The sequence below is a fragment of the Actinoplanes sp. CA-015351 genome (assembly GCF_050955685.1).
In the GTDB taxonomy this organism is placed as follows: domain Bacteria; phylum Actinomycetota; class Actinomycetes; order Mycobacteriales; family Micromonosporaceae; genus Actinoplanes.
On sequence record NZ_CP192102.1, the window covers coordinates 3,869,297 to 3,886,507 of the forward strand.

At 69.1% G+C, this 17,211-nt stretch carries 13 protein-coding genes and 6 tRNA genes; 12 read left to right on the forward strand and 7 right to left on the reverse strand.

Features of this window, described 5'->3' with window-relative positions; translation table 11 throughout:
• Positions 1-10 precede the first annotated feature (10 nt).
• Positions 11-1,438 carry a chemotaxis protein CheW gene (locus ACQP2E_RS17590; RefSeq protein WP_433832989.1) on the forward strand — a complete coding sequence of 476 codons (1,428 nt, stop codon included), beginning with the start codon at positions 11-13 and terminating at the stop codon, positions 1,436-1,438.
• Positions 1,439-1,655: 217 nt separating this feature from the next.
• Positions 1,656-2,786, forward strand: coding sequence for a DUF1996 domain-containing protein (locus ACQP2E_RS17595; protein ID WP_433832991.1), 1,131 nt, complete (start codon positions 1,656-1,658; stop codon positions 2,784-2,786).
• Here ACQP2E_RS17595 and ACQP2E_RS17600 read toward each other — a convergent pair.
• The 7 genes from ACQP2E_RS17600 to ACQP2E_RS17630 form a co-directional block, all read right to left on the reverse strand.
• On the reverse strand, positions 2,780-3,352 hold the full coding sequence (locus ACQP2E_RS17600; RefSeq protein WP_433832993.1) for a GTP-binding protein: 573 nt from the start codon (positions 3,350-3,352) through the stop codon (positions 2,780-2,782). The genes ACQP2E_RS17595 and ACQP2E_RS17600 overlap by 7 nt on opposite strands.
• On the reverse strand, positions 3,336-3,812 hold the full coding sequence (locus tag ACQP2E_RS17605; RefSeq protein WP_433832995.1) for a DUF742 domain-containing protein: 477 nt from the start codon (positions 3,810-3,812) through the stop codon (positions 3,336-3,338). The genes ACQP2E_RS17600 and ACQP2E_RS17605 overlap by 17 nt, the downstream gene beginning before the upstream one ends.
• Entirely contained in the window at positions 3,704-4,129 is a 426-nt protein-coding gene (locus ACQP2E_RS17610; RefSeq protein ID WP_433832997.1) for a roadblock/LC7 domain-containing protein, read from the reverse strand. The genes ACQP2E_RS17605 and ACQP2E_RS17610 overlap by 109 nt, the downstream gene beginning before the upstream one ends.
• A 29-nt stretch (positions 4,130-4,158) precedes the next feature.
• Entirely contained in the window at positions 4,159-6,384 is a 2,226-nt protein-coding gene (locus ACQP2E_RS17615) for a nitrate- and nitrite sensing domain-containing protein (RefSeq protein ID WP_433832999.1), read from the reverse strand.
• Between the two features lie 403 nt (positions 6,385-6,787).
• The gene (locus tag ACQP2E_RS17620; protein WP_433833001.1) at positions 6,788-7,213 is read right to left on the reverse strand and encodes an MmcQ/YjbR family DNA-binding protein; all 426 of its coding nucleotides are present in this window, start codon (positions 7,211-7,213) and stop codon (positions 6,788-6,790) included.
• A 20-nt stretch (positions 7,214-7,233) separates the two neighbouring features.
• On the reverse strand, positions 7,234-12,120 hold the full coding sequence (locus ACQP2E_RS17625; protein WP_433833003.1) for a sensor histidine kinase: 4,887 nt from the start codon (positions 12,118-12,120) through the stop codon (positions 7,234-7,236).
• A gap of 47 nt (positions 12,121-12,167) precedes the next feature.
• On the reverse strand, positions 12,168-13,100 hold the full coding sequence (locus ACQP2E_RS17630; protein WP_433833005.1) for an SDR family oxidoreductase: 933 nt from the start codon (positions 13,098-13,100) through the stop codon (positions 12,168-12,170).
• A gap of 198 nt (positions 13,101-13,298) precedes the next feature.
• Here ACQP2E_RS17630 and ACQP2E_RS17635 point away from each other — a divergent pair, with 198 nt between their 5' ends.
• From ACQP2E_RS17635 to ACQP2E_RS17680, 10 genes are all read left to right on the forward strand, one after another.
• Positions 13,299-14,168 carry a helix-turn-helix transcriptional regulator gene (locus ACQP2E_RS17635; RefSeq protein WP_433833007.1) on the forward strand — a complete coding sequence of 290 codons (870 nt, stop codon included), beginning with the start codon at positions 13,299-13,301 and terminating at the stop codon, positions 14,166-14,168.
• Between the two features lie 4 nt (positions 14,169-14,172).
• Complete coding sequence (locus tag ACQP2E_RS17640) at positions 14,173-14,397, forward strand: hypothetical protein (RefSeq protein WP_433833009.1); 225 nt, start codon at positions 14,173-14,175, stop codon at positions 14,395-14,397.
• 80 nt (positions 14,398-14,477) lie between these two features.
• Positions 14,478-14,551 (forward strand) — tRNA-Trp (locus tag ACQP2E_RS17645).
• A 115-nt stretch (positions 14,552-14,666) separates the two neighbouring features.
• Positions 14,667-14,738, forward strand: a tRNA-Glu gene (locus tag ACQP2E_RS17650).
• A gap of 56 nt (positions 14,739-14,794) precedes the next feature.
• Positions 14,795-15,241: an HNH endonuclease gene (locus ACQP2E_RS17655; protein WP_433833011.1), complete on the forward strand. Its 447-nt coding sequence runs from the start codon at positions 14,795-14,797 to the stop codon at positions 15,239-15,241.
• Between the two features lie 135 nt (positions 15,242-15,376).
• A tRNA-Ser gene (locus tag ACQP2E_RS17660) sits at positions 15,377-15,461 on the forward strand.
• Position 15,462: 1 nt separating this feature from the next.
• Positions 15,463-15,536, forward strand: a tRNA-Ile gene (locus ACQP2E_RS17665).
• An 11-nt stretch (positions 15,537-15,547) separates the two neighbouring features.
• Positions 15,548-15,620, forward strand: a tRNA-Arg gene (locus ACQP2E_RS17670).
• 104 nt (positions 15,621-15,724) lie between these two features.
• Positions 15,725-16,969, forward strand: coding sequence for an IS256 family transposase (locus tag ACQP2E_RS17675; protein WP_433833013.1), 1,245 nt, complete (start codon positions 15,725-15,727; stop codon positions 16,967-16,969).
• 116 nt (positions 16,970-17,085) lie between these two features.
• Positions 17,086-17,159: transfer RNA gene (locus ACQP2E_RS17680), tRNA-Pro, on the forward strand.
• Positions 17,160-17,211: the final 52 nt, after the last annotated feature.

A 17,211-nucleotide genomic window follows, 5' to 3' on the forward strand; every position in this document is an offset into this window, starting at 1 on the left:
GCCTGGAGCGATGCGCACCACGTACGGTCTGCTGCGCATCGGCGACGCCCAGGTGGCCCTGCCGCTGACCGTGCTGCGCGAGGTGATCCCCTGCCCGCAGGAACTCGCACCGATCCCGGCCCGGGCACCCGGCCTGCGCGGCGCCGTCAACCTGCGCGACGTGGTCATCCCGGTGCTGGACCTGGCCGGGGCCCTGAACTGGCCGGTGGCTGACCGGGAGCACCCGGTCATCGTGATCATCAGTACCGGCGGCCGCATGCTCGGCGTCATGGCCGACAAGATCGACGGGATCACCTCGGTACCTGACGATCAGCGGCACGACACCCGCGACACCGGCGACGACCTGGTCTTCTCACACACCTTCGGAAATTCGGAGACCGGCGCGGTGGTCAGCATTCTGGACGCCGAGGCGATCCTCGGCATGCCCGGAGTGCCGACGGTCGCCGAGCCGGCCGCCGGCCGGACCGCCGCGCCGGAGCCGGCCGGCGAGGCGGTCACCGAGCCACGGCCGGGCCGGCCGATGCTGCTCGTCCGGTGCGGCGGCTTCCGTCTCGCGGTGAGTCTCACCGACATCCACACGGTCCTGCCACAACTGGTGGTCGCCGACTCGCCGCTCCGGGGCGAGCTGTGCCGCGGAGTCACCGCGTACATGCAGGACCTGGTGCCGGTCGTGGACCTCCTCCAGGCACTCGGGCTGGGTTCCCCGGTGGGCGCCGACGGTGCACAGGGCCTGCTGTGGCGGTTCCCGGACGGCCTGGTGGCGCTGCAGGTGTCCGAGGTCGTGGAAATCGTCACCCTGGACGACGCCCAGGTACGTCCCCTTCCCGCACTGGGGGTCCCGAACGCCGGCCGGTTCCGTGGCGCGGTGATGATCCCCGGGCACGGCCAGCATCTGGTGATCGACCCGGGCGGGCTCACCGGCGACGAGACATTGCAGGCGCTCGGCCGGCTCAACACCGCACAGGAGAACACTCAGCTGGACCGCCCGGCCGGAGGGGCGGAAGCCAGCAACAGTTACCTGACCTACCGGGCCGGGGTCGAGATGGCCACGCCGCTGGACCAGATCGCCGAGATCCTTGCCTACCCGGACGACTTCTCGCCGCTGCCGGACACCGGAACCGGCCTGATCGGGCTGTTCACCCACCGCGACTCCGTGGTGTCGCTGCTGTGCCTCAACCGGCTGATCGGCCGGCAGTCCGACATCGACCCGTCCACCAGCCGGGTGCTGCTGGTGGAGCACGACGGCAACCACATCGGGTACGTCGTCAACGCGCTCGGCGCGATCGAGCAGTCAGCCTGGGAGCAGGAGGACGAGACGACGCGTCCGGGAACGCCGGGACGGCTGGCGGACAGCCCGCTCGTGCAGTTCGGCATGGACCCGGACGGGCGGCTGTTGCCTCGCGTCGACCTCGCCGGCTGGGCTGTCGGCCTGAGCTGACCGAGGTGCGCGCCGGGCGGCCACCGTCGATGGATCACCTGTGCGTTGATGACGGGCTCGGCGGCTGCCGATAACGGTTTACGGGCGGCGTTTGTTGATTCCGTACCATCGGGCAGTTTTTCTTTCCTCCGTTTTAAGTGGCTTCTGGACGCGGCGGATCTTGCTTACCCTTTTCGGCGGTCGTCCTTTTCGTGGACCGTCAATGGGGGAGTGAGCTGTGCCGTCTTCCGCGTCCCGGCGGGGTTCTGCCGTCGCCGCCGCCGGTGTGGCCGTCGTCCTGATCGCCGGGACTGCGGTCTGGACGAGCAGAACGGATGTGCCGGCGCAGGGTGTGAGCGTGGCCCGGCCATTGCCGACGACCGCCGCCAGCTCGCCGAAATCCACAGTGAAGCCCTCGGTAAAACCCTCCACATCGATTTCGGTCTCGGCATCGAAGAAGCCAGCGCCCGTCGCCAAGACGGGCTGGATTCCGGTGGACGGGGCCACCTGGGACGCTCAGGTCGCTGATTTCCGGAACACCACAGCCGACCCCGCGGGCGACGCCGGCAACCTGCCGGAATTCCGGGCCGACTGTGAATACAGCCACCGGCTGCCGGACGACCCGATCGTCGTGCCGGGTCTGCCGGGCGCCTCGCACATGCACTCGTTCGTCGGGAACAAAGCGGTCGACGCCGGCACCACCGCCGGTGACCTGATGAAGTTCACCGCCACCACCTGCGAACCGGCGGTGGACCATTCCGCCTACTGGGTGCCGACACTCTACGAGGCCGGCACCAGGAAACCGGTCGAGACCACCGGTTTCCGGATCTATTACCGGTCGATCCGCGACAATTCAACAGGCATCATGCCGACCCCCAACGGCCTGCGAATGATCGCCGGTGACGCCACGAAGCGGGTGCCGACCCCGCGTGGCGCGCAGGGCCAGTTCTACTGCGCTTTCTACGGCCCTGGCGACGTCGACGGTTACGCACGCAGCGACAACGGCAACTGGCCGATCTGCGGAAAACCGGCGAGCCTGCATTTCATGCTGCAGTTCCCGGACTGCTGGGACGGCAAGCATCTGGACAGCCCCAACCACAAGGACCACGTCGCTTTCGGTACGAACGAAGGCTGCCCGGCCGCCCATCCCGTGCGAATCCCGGCGCTGACCTTCGACATCGCGTACGGCGCCACCGGTTCGAAAGCCGGCTACTACCTGTCGTCCGACCCGGCCGGAAAGAGCGCCTCGTCGATGCACGGCGACGCGTTTCTGATGTGGAGCTCCGAGGCGATGAATCAGCGGGTGAAGAACTGCATCGCGCAGCGCCGGACCTGCAACAACGACGGTTATGACCCGTTCTCCTACTGAGACCGCCGGAACAGGATCTCCTCGGTCAGCGCGACCAGAACGCCCTTCACCGACTCCCGCGATCGCGCGTCACACTCCACGATCGGCACGGCGTCGTCGACGCCGAGGGCGTCGCGTACCTCGGCCAGGTCGAAGCGCAGACCTCCGTCGAAGTGGTTGACTCCGACGATGAACGGGATCCCGTTGTCCTCGAAATAGCTGATCGCGGGGAAACAGTCCTCGATCCGGCGGGTGTCGACTAGCACGATCGCGCCGAGTGCGCCGTCGACCAGGTCGTCCCAGAGGAACGCGTACCGGTCCTGGCCGGGGGTGCCGAACAGGTAGAGCAGCAGGGTGTCGTCGAGGGTGATCCGGCCGAAGTCGAGCGCCACCGTCGTGGTGGTCTTGCCGGCCACGATGGAGGTGTCGTCGATGCCGATCGACTTCTCGGTCAGCTCGGCTTCGGTGATCAGGGGTTCGATCTCGGAGATGGCGCCGACGAACGTCGTCTTGCCCACCCCGAAACCGCCGCTGATCACGATCTTCACGGCGATCGGCGGTGCCGCCGTGTCAGAGGGCGCGGACACGATCCCGGATCCTTTCGATCAGGTCGACGGAGAGCACGTCGGGTTGTTCCTCGATCCGCAGGTGGCCGTCGGTGATCAGGTCACCGACGATGACCCGGACCACGCCGAGCGGCACCTTGAGCGCCGCGGCGAGGTCAGCGAGGGACTGCGGCCGCTGGCACAACTCGACGATCCGGCGGGCTTCGAACCGCAGCGGCGCCGACAGTGCCGCCGGGACGGCCGCCAGTGGGGTTTCCACACGCAACCCGTCGTGCCTCGGCGCTGTTCGTCCGCCGGTGAGCATGAATGGGCGTACCAAAGGGTCTTTGTTCTTGTCATAAAGGGGTCCTGGGTGCGGCCGCCTCTCGTCGGTCATCGTGGTAGGTGCTGGCGGGACTCGGCGATCAGTGCCGGCGTGAGCAGGGCGCCGAAGCGTTCGGCCAGCATCGAGATGTCGTAGGCGACCAGGCCGAGATCGCATTCGCTGCCGGCGACCACGCCGAGGACGCTGCCGCCGGAGATCTGCGAGACGAGCAGATACCCCCGCCTCATTTCGATCATGATAATTTTCAGGCCGTCGAAGTCGTAGCGTCGTGAGGCGCTGCGGGCCAGGCTGGCCAGGCTCGACACGATCGCGGCGAGCTGGTCGGCCTCGGCCCGGCCCAGGCCGTCCGAGCCCGCGATCAGCAGGCCGTCGGAGGAGACCGCGACCGCGTCGCGGACGCCGTCGGTACGCTGGACGAAGTTGCCGAGCAGCCAGTTGAACTGCTGGTGGGCGGCCGAAGTGTCAACGCTCATGGTTCTCCCCGTTGCTGTTCATCGGCGGGTCACGGCCGCCCTGGATCGTCTGCGCCGGCGCGCAGCATTCCCGCGCGGAACGCGGAGAGCCGGTCGCGGATCGCCTGCGGCGAGTCGGCGATGACTGCCGACCGGGGCTGACTCGCCACCGGAGCCGGTTGCGGACCTTCGGCCCGCTTCTTCTGCGGCCTGCGCCGGCTCAGGCCGTTGCGGGTGCGCCCGGCAACATCCAGCTGCGGTACGAGCTGCCGGGTGTCGTCGGCCACGACCACGTAGTCGATGGTGTCGGAACGCAGCGGGACGACCTCGGCCCGCGGCACCGCCGAAAGCCGCGGCGCGGCGGGGGATACCGGTGCGACAGGCACCGTGATCGGCTCGCGGCCGGCGGTGACCGCGGCCGGGAGCGCCAGCCGGGCCGTCACTCCGGTGACCGGCGACGGGGTGAGGTGCACCTGGACGCCGATCTCGGCGGCGAGCCGGCCCACCACGAAGTGACCCAGGAACCGGGCCGGCGCCGTGATGAAGTCGCCCTCGCCGCGCAGCCGCTGGTTGGCGATCTCCATCTCCTGAGGGCTCATGCCGATGCCGGCGTCGATGACCGCGATGAGATAACCGTCGCCGATCATCCGGCCGTGGATCTCCACGTCGGCGTCGGGCGGGGAGAAGATCAGGCCGTTCTCGATCAGTTCGGCGAGCATGTGCGCGACGGTGCCGACCATCGAGCCGTTGATCAGTACGTCGTCGACGCGGCGCAGGGTGACCCGGCGGTACTCCTCGACCTCGCTGGTCGCGGCCCGGATGACGTCGACGATCGGCATCGGCTCGGTCCACTGCCGCGGGCTGGCCGCGCCGACCAGCACGAGCAGGCTTTCGGCGTACCGGCGCATGCGGGTGGCCAGGTGGTCGAGTTCGAACAGATTGGCCAGGCCGGTGGGGCTGGACTCCTCGCTCTCCAGTTTGGTGATGAACCCGAGCTGGCGGCGCAGCAGACCCTGGTTGCGGTGGCCGAGGTTGGCGAGCGACTCGGTGGTGGCCAGACGCAGCCGGGCCTGTTCGGTGGCGAGGGTGTACGCGGTGTTCTGCACCTGCTCGAACGCTTCGGCGACCTGGCGTACCTCGACGCTGGCTCCCGGGGTCACCCGGACTGGTGGGGGACGGGTGTCGCGGCCGCCGGCGGTGACGAGGTGCACCGCCTCGGGCAGCGATTCGGCGCTGATCCGGCCGGCCTCCTCGGCCAGGGCGGCGAGTGGCTGGGCCAGCCGGCGCGATGCCGCGAAGGCCAGGTAGATCGCGCCGGCGACGCACAGCGCCATGATCGCGACCAGTACGCCGAGCCGCAACGTCGCCTGGTCCTTGATCCTGGCGGCGTTCTGTTGCGCGACGGTGCCCATCCATGTGCCGGCCCGGAGCAGGTCGCCGAGCACGGTGGCGGATGCCGCCCAGTAGACGTCGGGATCGACCTTCAGCTTGCGGCCGTCGCCTGCGCCCAGCGCGATGTTCTCCATCTCGACGACCTTCTTGCCGTCCGGTGTGCCCAGCACCAGGTTCTGTGCCTGCACCGCGGCCGGGTTGCCGTACTGGTTGAAGGCCAGGATCGCGGAGTCGCGCGCTGATTTCGCCGAGACGAACCGGACGAACTCGCCGGGGCCGAACCGGCCGGCCGAGAAGACGCCGTAGAGCAGCATGCGCTCTTGCGCGGCGGATTCCTTGGCCACGCTGTACATGCTCAGGGTGGCGTAGTTGCGGCGCAGCTCGCTGTCATCGACGGTGTCGAGTTCGAACTCGATGTTGATCAGGCGGCCGATCACTGTGGTGTAGAAGCCGGCCGTGCCGGCCGGGGCTCCGGTGCCGGTGTCGGTGGCGGCACGAACCGCGGTGAGGCCGTGGAGCTGGGCCACGGCGGCCGCGACCCGGTCCTCGACGTCGCCGCCCTCGTCGATCAGGTCGTCGACGGCCGCGCGCTGCCGGTCGACGGCTTGGCGTGCCGGGGCGAGCTCGGCGCGGAACTCTCTGGTTCCGCCGAGCAGGGCGAGCGCGAGACCGCGCTCGGTCTGCAGGGTGTCCGCCAGGTCGAGCACGGCGAGGTCGAGGGTGACGGCGCGGTCGGTCCGTGCGGCGGCGCGGTAGTTGCCGGCCTCGGCCGCGGCGATGACGCCGAGCAGCGCGAGGATGACAGCCACCGGCAGGGCCAGGGTCCGCGCGATGCGGCCTCGGATCGTGCCGCCGGTGCGGCGGCGGGGTGACGGCGTGGGCACGCGGTCAGCTCCTCTGCAGGCTTTCTGTGCTCGTTCACACAAGCGGGTCAGTGGCGCCCAGGAGGGTGTTGGGAAGGGGTGATGTCACGCGGTCCGAAGAGGATCACTCTCCGCTGCCGCCGGATCAGAATCTGTGCTGCGATGCCCATGGTCAATAGTTCGGCGCAAGAATTTACCGGCGTTGCAAACCGAACGCAGCCGAAACGGACGGAGAGGATCGCAGCTCGGCGCGCTGCCGCACACCGGCGCGTGATCGCCGGTGTCGCCCATCCGACCCATCTTGGTGATCTTCCATCCGCGAGGCGTGGGAATGGCGACGATGGGCTGCCGCTGCTGGCCCGCGACACCGGCGGGTTGTTCTTCGTTCCCGCTCTGATGTTGATGGTCGTCGGAGTCGTGCGGCTCAGTCCTGACGACTCCTGAGGAGGGGATTGACCCGGGCGGCCAGGAACTTCGGGGCCATCTCGCAATAGCTGTCGGTGACCAGCTCGGCGATCTCGGTCCAGTCGGTGTGATCGCCGAGGATGACCGCGGCGACATTCGTGCCCCACGGCGCGCGGAAGAACGGGAACCCGGCGACGCTCAGGCCCATCAGGTCTTCGATGGGCACCCGGAACGTCATCACGGTCGGCGCCTCGCCGTCGGCCACGTGCACGGCGTAGACCGGGAAACGGTCCGGGTCCGGCACATAGACGTGCGCGACGGTGCGGCTGCGGATCCGCCAGCGCACGCCGATCCACGCCGGTTCCTCGACGATCTCCGGTAACCCTGCGCAAATCGATCGCAGTCGCTCCAGGATCTGCGGCGGCACGTCGCCAGGATCGGACATGCGTCTGACGATAACCCGGTTCAGCACTGCGCGGACGCCGGCGCCCGGTGCTCCAGGACGAGAGCCACGCCCGGCGCCGGCAGCGTGAGTACGAAGATCGAGCCCTGCCGCGGCGCCGGGCGATAGTGGACGTCGCCGCCGTTCGCCCGGGCCAGTTCCCGCACGATGTACAGGCCCAGCCCGGTCCCGGACACGGTCCCGGCGGTCGGCTCGGCGCGGGCGAAACGGTCGAAGAGCTGGTCGCGGAACTCGGCCGGGACGCCACTGCCCTCGTCGTGTACCTCGATCGTCACGACCGGGCCGCTGCCGGCGATGACGGCGGTGGCGCCGCCGCCGTACTTGGTCGCGTTGGTGAGCAGGTTGGTCAGGATGTGGTCGAGGTGTCCCGGTTGCACCACCGCGACCAGGTCCTGCGGACAGGTCACCGCCACCCCGGCGGTCGCGGTGGCGGTGAGCGCCGCCTGGATGTGGTCGGCGACGCTGACCGGGCGTGGAGTGGCGATGAGCCGACCGGCGTCGATGCTGACCAGCGCGAGCACCTCGTGAACGATCGTGTTGAGCCGCTGCGCGTTGCGGTGGATCTTGGCGATCAGGTCCCGGATCTGCGACGGCATGTCGTCGGTGAGCGCCAGATCGACGTACCCGAGGATCATCGCGAGCGGGTTGTTGATCTCGTGGCCGAGCATGCCGATGACGTCGGCCTTGAGCCGGTTGGCCGCCTCCAGCTCCCGGTTCGTGGCGGCCAGGTCGGCGGTGCGGGCCCGGACCGTGTTCTCCAGGGAGTCGTAGAGCAGCGCGTTGTCCAGGGAGACGGCGAGTTGCCCGGCGACCAGCTTCACCGTCTCCAGGCGGTCGGTGGAGAAGACGCCGGGCTGGCGGTGGTTCTCCAAGACCAGGATCGAGTCGGCGGCGCTGCGGCTGGGAATCGGTACGACCAGCAGCGAGCAGGCGTCCAGCCCGGCGAGGTACGGGTCGCGGCTGAACCGGTCGTCGTGGATCGCGTTGGCGACCAGCAGCGCCTCCCGGGTCCGTAGTGCGTACCGGACCGCTGACATCGGCAGCCGGCCCTCGGTGACGACCGGCCCGGTGACCCCGGCCTCACCACCGGCGATCGCCGAGACGTACCACTGCTCGTCCTCGCGGTGCCGGAACGCCAGGCGTACGTCGGTGGCCCCGGTCATCGCGCTGAGCGCCTCACCGACGGCGGCCTGCAACCCGGTCACCGTGGTCTGCGAGCTCAGCGCCTGCGAGGCGCGCAGGATCGCCAGCAGGTCGACCTGGTGGACGTGGCTGTCCGAGCCGGCCGTGGTGACGGCATGCAGGAACGGGTGGCGGTCCTGCATCTGGGCCACCTTGCCGGTGGCGCCCCATCGCAGGTAGGTGTCGCGGGCCTCGGTCAGCAGGCTGTGCGCCGTGTGGGTCAGACCCTGACTCAGGTGGAAGTTCCCGGAGCGTTCGGCGAGCATGGCCCGGTGCCACGGCCGCCCGGTCACCTCGTCCAGTCCGGCGTCGAATTCCCTGGTCGCGGTGGCGGCGTCGCCGCGCGCCCAGGCCCGGTCGGCGTCGACGAGACGCAGCAGCGGCCCGAAGTTGCGGGGCGCGTCAGCGGCCCGCCGGGCCAGCCAGTCCCGGGCATCGGTGAGTTCGGCGGTTTCCGGAGAACCGGCCCGAACCCGGCCGCTCAGGCTCAGACACCGCAACACCCGGGCCTGCGCGGACACATAGAGGCCCCGAGCAGCCCGGATATGAGCCATCGCCGCTGCTGAATGCCTCTCCAGCCCGTCGGCGTCGTCGAAGATCAGCGCGGCCAGTCCTCGGTTGGTGTGGTACGTCGCGAGCCCCGGCTCGTACCCCGAAATCGCCGCGAGATGGGCAGCCGCGTCGAAGTCCGGCCCTTCGGCCTGCCCGCGCAGCGCCCGCAGCAACTGCCGGTACTCGATCATCGTGGTTGCCGCGTACATGCTGCCGGTCCGTTCGGCGAACGCCAGCGCCGGCGGGATCTCGTCGGCGCACACCTCCAGCGAATCGGCGCTCTCCAGCAGGATGGTCAGCAGCCGGGTGGACAGGAAACTCGCCACCTGGACGTCGCCGGCCGCGATCAGGTCGTCGTGGGCCTGGCCGAACGTCTCGGCGATCTCCTCCAGAGGTTCGAACCAGTGCGCGGCCAGGCACAGATGCATGTACTGGGCGACCGCCGTGTCCGCGGCGAAGCCACGTTCCAGGCCGACGGCCAGGACGTGCCGGGTGATCAGGTACCCGGTGCGGTAGTCGTCGTGCTGGTCGATGGTCACACAGACGGCCGCCCCCACCGAGCCGACAAGCGGCGGGCAAACGCCGTGGCGTACCCACAGCCGATGTGCCTGCAGCACCGCCCAGGAATGCAACGGCGGGTCGAGCAGGAACGCCGGCGGCAGCATCCGGTGGATCAGCCGCCCGGCCGCCACGATGCCCGGGTCCGTCGTCTCCACATCCGGCAGCGGCTCCGCCCGCGCATACAGTGCGGCGGTCGCCGCCGCGTTCTCCGCGTCCAGATCCCGCGGCAGGTCGATGCCGAAGCGGTGCAGCGCCTCCAGCCCGAGGTCGATGGCGGCGCGGACGCGTCCTCGCTGGGTGAGGCTGTTCAGCTGGGTCGCCGTGGCGGTGGCCAGGGTGACCAGGTCGGGCGAGCGGCCGACCAGGTCCTGATAGACCCGGTCGGCCTCGTCGAGACGCCCGGTGCAGTACAGCGCGAAGTGCCGGTCCAGGGCGACGGCGTCCCAGGAAACACCGTCGGACAGCAGCGAGGCGGCCGCCAGCAACTCCTCGGCCACCGTGTAGTTCGTCAGCTGATTGGTACGCCGGCCGGCCGCATGCAACAGACCCGCGGCAACCCGCCGTTCCGCCGGTGTCGTGATCAGCTCGGTGACCGCGAGGAACTGCTCGGCCGCCTCCTGCTCGAACTCGTCGCTGCCGGCGAGCCGCCGCGCCATCGACAGCTGAAGCTGACGCCGTGAGGCGTCATCCAGGATGTGGTACGCGCCCCGATGAATCAGATCGTGCCGGAAGCGGACAGCGTCGGTGGCCACCAGGCCCTCGGTCACCGCCGGTGCCAGCCGGTACCCGATCTCCGCCTCCGGCAGCCCGGTCGCGGTGGCCAGCAACGCCGGGCGCACGTCACCACCGAGGCAGGCCAGCGCGGCCAGCAACAGCCGGGTCTGCTCCGGCTGCTGGTCGAGGCGGGCGGCCAGCAGCTGCGGGACACGATGCCGGGTGGCAAAGGCCTGGGCTTCATCAAAGTCCCATCGCCAGCCGTCCGCGGCGAGCACCAGCAGCCCTTCACCGCGCAGCGCGTTGAGCACCTCCACCGTGGCGTACGGGTTACCGTGGCTGCTCACCGCGATCACGTCCGCGAGTGCGGTCACCGACTCCGCGGGCATCCGCAGCACGGCCCCGATCAGCTCGGCCTGCCCGGCCCGATTGAGGCCGTCGAGGCGTACGCACGGGGTGGTTTTCTCGTCTTTCTCCCAGCGTGCGGCGAGTGCCGACAGCGGGTGGGCGGCATCGACCTCCTCGTCGCGGTAGATGCCGACCAGCAGCAGGCCGGGAATCGGGCCGGCAGTGACGAACGCGTCGAAGATGCGCAGCGCGGCGCCGCTGGCCCATTGCAGGTCGTCGACGACGAGCACCGTCGGGTGGTGCGCGGCGACCGCCCTGAGCATGGCGACGGCCGATCCGCTGAGCCGCGCCTGGCTGGCCCGAGGGTCGGTGGGCCCGCCCAGCGCTTCCGGGCCGAGGAACGCCGCCAGCTCCGGGATCACGCCGGCCATCATCGAGGCATTGGGGCCGAGGGCCGCCACGAGACGCCGGCGGTCGGCGGTGGCGCCCGGTTCCGGTTCGGCGAGCAGGAACCGGATCAGGCCGCGGACCGCGCGGGTGATGCCGCCCGAGCCGGTGCCGGTACGGAACTGGTCGTACTTGCCGGCCGAAAACCAGCCACCACGGGCGGTGATCATCGGTCGCAGCATCTGGATCAGCGTGCTCTTACCGATCCCCGGCGCCCCGGCGATCAGCAGCGTGCGACCGTCACCGGACCGGGCCCGGTCCAGCGCGGCGGTCAGCAGGCGGATCTCCTGATGGCGGCCGACCAGCCGGGACGGGGGAGCGAGGTACGCGGGGAAGTCCCGCTCGCCCAGCCGCCAGCCGTCGCCGGTCCGGGACAGGTCGTGGGCCAGCCCGTCGGCGCTCTGGTACCGCCGGTCCGGATCCTTCTCCAGCAGCCGTATCAGGATCTCGCCGAGCCGGCCCGGCAACGACGGTGACGGCGGCGTGTCCACCAGGGTCGCCCGGATCAATTCGAGGGCGTCGTCACCCGGGAACGGCGGGTGCCCGGTGGCCAGGGTGTAGAAGGTGGCGCCCAGCCCGTACAGATCGGAGCGCTGGTCGGCGGCGAGCCGGATCCGGCCGGTCTGCTCCGGCGCGAGATATCCGAGCGTCCCGACCGGCTCGTCGGCCGCATCACCGCGGGCCGCTCCGATCACCGCGAGGTCGTAGTCGATCAGAATCGGCCTGCCGTCGGCGGTCAGCACCAGATTGGCGGGCGTGATGTCACGATGCAGCACACCGGCCCGGTGGATCGCGGCGACCGTGTCGGTGACCGCGCGGAACACCGCGAGCAGGCGCTCGACGGGGTAACCCACCGGCCGCCCGCCGTCGTCCTGAAGGACCAGCATCCGCCGGGGCTGGCGATCCGCGAGCCGGGGCACTCCGGGGATGCCGGCGAGATGGCGCAACACGTCACGTTCGTGCTCGATGCGCCGTACCGTCCCCGCGCCGGTGGCTCGCTTACGGATCACACCGGCGAGGCCATCCGGCCCGGTCCGGCGGACGACCTCGGTGCGGTCACTGCGGTACAGGACCTCCTCGCCCATGCCTCAGATCATGCCACTGTTACCACGACTTAATATATTATTGTCGGTTATGTCGCGCTCGTCGAGACCGCGGCCGGGAAGCGGACGCCGGTCAGCTTCTCCGAGATCTCCCAGATCCGTGCGGCCTCCTCCTCGCTGCGCAGCCGTGAATACATGGCCTGCTCAGCGGGTGCCCCGGACAGATTCCCCAGACCGCTCGGACCGTACAGACGCCCGCCGCGCGCCTCGTCCGACGTGGCGGCGAGCAGAGCCGGGAGCAGGGCGCTGTCGACCGTACCGACAAGAATTCCGCGGCGCGAGAGCGCCCGGATGACCCGGACCGCGACGGTGTCCTTCGCCCGGCCGACCTCCGGTCGCGCGGCCAGCAGACTCGTCGGCACCACCCCCGGGTGCGAGATGTTGCTGCTGATGCCCCAGCCGCCGGATCGGCTCCGCCGATCCAGTTCCAGACCGAACAGACCGAACGCGATCTTCGACTGACTGTACGCACGACGCCCGTCATACGACCGTTCCCAATTCAGGTCGTCCCAGTTGATCGCGTTCGCGTTCGCCGCGACGCTGATCTGCGAGGTGACCCGTGCGTGACCGGCGCGCAGCAACGGCAGCAGATGCGCGACAAGCGCGAAGTGCCCCAGATGGTTGCTGCCGAATTGCAGCTCGAACCCGTCCGCGGTGACCTGCCGCTGCGGCGGGGTCATCACCCCGGCATTGTTGACCAGGATGTGAATCGGCCGGCCCTCCGCGTTCAGCGTGGCACCCAGCGCGGCGACCGAGCTCAGCGACGACAGATCCATGTCCCGCAGCGACAGAACGGCTCCCGGCACCTGCCGCAGAATCGTCTGGACCGCCGCCTCACCCTTACGGCGGTTCCGCACGGGCATCACGACCTCGGCGCCGGCGGCGGCGAGCCGGGTCGCCAGGCCCAGCCCGACGCCGTCGCTGGCCCCGGTGACGACGGCGAGTTTCCCGGTGACATCCATGATGTTGCTCCTCGTTCTCCGCTGGTGTTCGTTCTTCGCTGGCTGGCGCGACTCCAGCGTGAGCCCGATCCGCCCGGCCAGCCACGGCCTGTCGATCCCAGGTTGAGCGTCGTTATGGGGGGATCGGCAGGCCGAGGCTGAACACGTGGCTCCGGTGATAGAACGGACCGGACGCGCACCGCCAGGGAGGAAACAACCGTGATCGATCGAGCCGGACTCGCCGAGTTCCTGCGCCGGCGCCGGGAGTCCCTGCAACCCGAGGACGTCGGCCTCCCGCGCGGTCAGCGACGACGAACCTCCGGCCTGCGCCGCGAGGAAGTCGCCATGCTCTGCCACATCTCCGCCGACTACTACAGCCGCCTGGAACGCGAACGTGGACCACACCCGTCGGACCAGATGATCGCCTCGATCGCCCAGGGCCTGCACCTGTCGCTGGCCGAGCGCGACCACCTGTTCCGCCTCGCCGGCCACCAGCCACCCCTGCGCGGCGGCGCCGGCGACCACATCAGCCCCGGCATGCTGCGGATCTTCGACCGCCTCGCCGACACCCCCGCCGAAATCGTCACCGAACTCGGCGAGACCCTGCGGCAAACCCCGGTCGGCATCGCCCTGACCGGCGACAACACCCGCTACACCGGCCCCGACCGGAGCATCGGCTACCGCTGGTTCACCGACCCGGCCACCCGCGCTCTCTACCACCCCGACGACCACACCCTGCACTCCCGCGTCTTCGCCGCCGGCCTGCGCGAAACCGTCACCCGCCGCGGCCCGCACTCCTGGGCCGCAAACCTCCAAAGCCTTCTGTACGCCCGGAGCGAGGAATTCCGCGCCGTCTGGAACGACCACGAGGTAGGAGTCGGCTTCAACGAGGTCAAACGGTTCATCCACCCGGAGCTGGGCCCCATCGACCTGACCTGCCAGGCCCTGGTCGACCCGGCCGCGTCCCAGGCCTTGCTCGTCTACACGGCGATCCCGGGCAGCGAGAGTTACGACAAACTCCAGCTCCTCGCCGTCATCGGCGACCAATTAAATAGCTTTGACGCGCCGCCGGCCTCTCCCCATAATTAGCCAAGTGATCGAGAAGAACCGCTCGATCACCGGGAAAAATGATTGCACCAATCCGCACCGATATCTATTGTCTCCACTACAAGACCTACGAACTGAGGAGCTCAAGATGCGCCGCTGGCACACCGACACGAACCCGCAGCATGTGCTGCCGGGCTCGCTGTCCTATGCCTTCGGCAGTCCTGAAGAGCAGGTCAGCATCATCAAGCCCGGTCAGGGGAGGCGCTCCTAGCGCCCGCAGAAGCGCACAGCGCCGAAGCCGCCTCCCCGACAGGGAAGGCGGCTTCTTCCATTTCACCGACAATTCCTCCTAGGGGCGTGGCGCAATTCGGTAGCGCAGCGGCCTCCAAATCCGAAGGTTGCAGGTTCGAATCCTGTCGCCCCTGCTTTTCGTCCCCTTTCATGGGCATGGACTCGTCACTTGAGAACTCAACAGTGGAAATGGCATGAGTAACCCGCCGGCAGATCGCCGGCGGGGAGCCGGGCACGTCAGCCCGGCATGGACCCGTGGAGCAGCGGAACGCTCGCCAGCCCCTCACGTTGGAGACGCCGGTTCGAATCCGGCCGGGTCTGCACAGTCTTTTCATCCGTCCGGCCCGGCTCTTGATCACGATGGGAGGTGAGCCCGAATGACGGACGTCTTAGTGCTCAACGCCGACGAAATGCCACTTCAACGGGTGAGCCTGCGCCACGCGATCCGGATGCTCGTCCGCCAGGTCGCCGAAGTCGCCGAAGCCCAGCCGGACAAGCTCATCGGCGTCTACCCGATGCCGACCGCCGTCCGGCTCGTCCGATACGTCGTCACCCGCTGGCGGCACGCCCGGACCGGCCCCGCCTGGTCCAAGCAGGGCGTCCTCAAGCGTGACAACCGCCGGTGCGCGTACTGCACCGGCCGCGCCGACACCGTCGACCACATCCTGCCGGTCTCCCGCGCCGGCCGGAACACGTGGGCCAACACCGTCGCCGCCTGCTCGCCCTGCAACCAGCGCAAAGCGGACCGCACCCCGGACGAAGCCCGGATGCGGCTCCTGGTCCAACCGGCAACCCCAGCCTGGGCAACCCTCGCCCACCGCTGATCATGTCCCGGTCGGCCAGATGTGCCGGCGAAGCTCCCGTGGGGGAGCGCCCGCCGTAGCTGAAGAGGGAGAGCATCCGCCTGTCGATCGGAGGGCGCGGGTTCGAGTCCCGCCGGTGGCGCGCAGCAGCACGTTGGAGTCGTGGCAGAGAGGCCTAATGCGCCGTGTTGCTAACACGGAGTGGTCACCACCACCGGAGGTTCGAATCCTCCCGGCTCCGCGCCGTCGTAGCTCAGCCGGTCAGAGCACAGAGCTGATAACTCTGAGGTCAGCGGTTCGATCCCGCTCGACGGCACGTAACACCATGCCCCCGTGGCGCAGCGGACAGCGCACCTGATTACGGATCAGGGAGTCGCAGGTTCAAATCCTGCCGGGGGCGGTCACGTCCACCGAAGTGGTGTACGACCTGGACTTTCCGGGACGTAAGAGGCGGCCACCGCAGATCCTTCGGATTGCTTGAAGATCACGAAGGAGAGACCTGCGATGGCCGCAACAGAGAGTTTGAACGTCGCTGAGCTGCTGGGCCAGCATCTGGAATCGGCGAGCCCTGATGTACTGCGGGTGATGGTGAAAACTTTCGCGGACGCGTTGATGTCTGCTGAGGCCGACGCCCTGTGCGGGGCCGGCTACGGCGAACGCAGCGACGAGCGCACCAACTCGCGTAACGGATACCGCCAGCGGGAGTGGGACACCCGGGCCGGCACGGTCGAGTTGGCGATCCCGAAACTGCGCACGGGTTCATACTTTCCGGACTGGCTGCTCGAACACCGGCGCCGGGCTGAACAGGCCCTGGTCAGTGTGGTCGCGACGTCGTATCTGCTTGGTGTGTCGACACGGCGGGTGGAGAAACTTGTCGAGCAGCTCGGCGTCAAGTCTCTGTCGAAGTCGCAGGTCTCGGAGATGGCCCGCTACCTCGATGTCCAGGTCGAGGCGTTCCGTAACCGGCCTCTGGACGCCGGCCCGTACACGTTTGTGTGGGTCGATGCCCTGGTCATCAAGGTGCGGGAGAACGGCCGGACGGTGAACGTGCACGCCCTGGTCGCGGTCGGTGTCAACGGTGACGGCGGCCGTGAGGTACTGGGTCTCGACGTCACGTCCGACGAGGACGGTGCCGGCTGGCTGGCGTTCCTGCGCTCGTTGACCGCCCGTGGGCTGTCCGGGGTCCGTCTGGTCGTCTCCGACGCTCACCGTGGTCTGGTCAACGCGATCGGCGCCGCGCTGCCGGGGGCGCAGTGGCAGCGCTGCCGCACCCACTACCTGCGTAATTTGCTCGCGAAGGTCCCGAAGAGCGCACAGCCGTGGGTCGCGACGCTGGTCCGTACGATTTTCGACCAGCCCGACGCCGACGCTGTCCGGGCGCAGTTCGAGCGGGTTCTCGACACGATCGCCGCGAAGTTCCCCGACGCGGCCGAGCACCTCGACGACGCCCGCGGTGACCTGCTCGCCTTCACCGGGTTCCCGCGGGAGCTGTGGCGTCAGATCTGGTCGAACAACCCGCAAGAACGCTTGAACAAGGAGATCCGGCGCCGCACCGACGTTGTCGGGATCTTCCCGAACCGGGCCGCGATCATCCGCCTCGTCGGCGCGGTCCTGGCCGAGCAAACCGACGAATGGGTCGAAGGACGCCGCTACATGGGCCTTGATGTTCTCCGTAAAGCACGCCTGACCAGCATCGATACCGAGCAACACGACACCGAAATCGTCGAAACCACCGCGATCGCCGCATAAGATCAACACACACGGATCAGCGCTGGCCGCCTCTTACACCACGCCAGCGGACGTGACCCCGGGGGCACTCGCGCGCACCACATCAGGGGTTGGAGGTCGGTGGTGCGGATGCGATCCGGGATGTGGCGCAGCTTGGTAGCGCGTCCGCTTTGGGAGCGGAAGGCCCCCGGTTCGAATCCGGGCATCCCGACAAGGCTGGCAGGAGCCCGCACGACAGTCGCTCGTGTCCGGTGTCCGGTGTC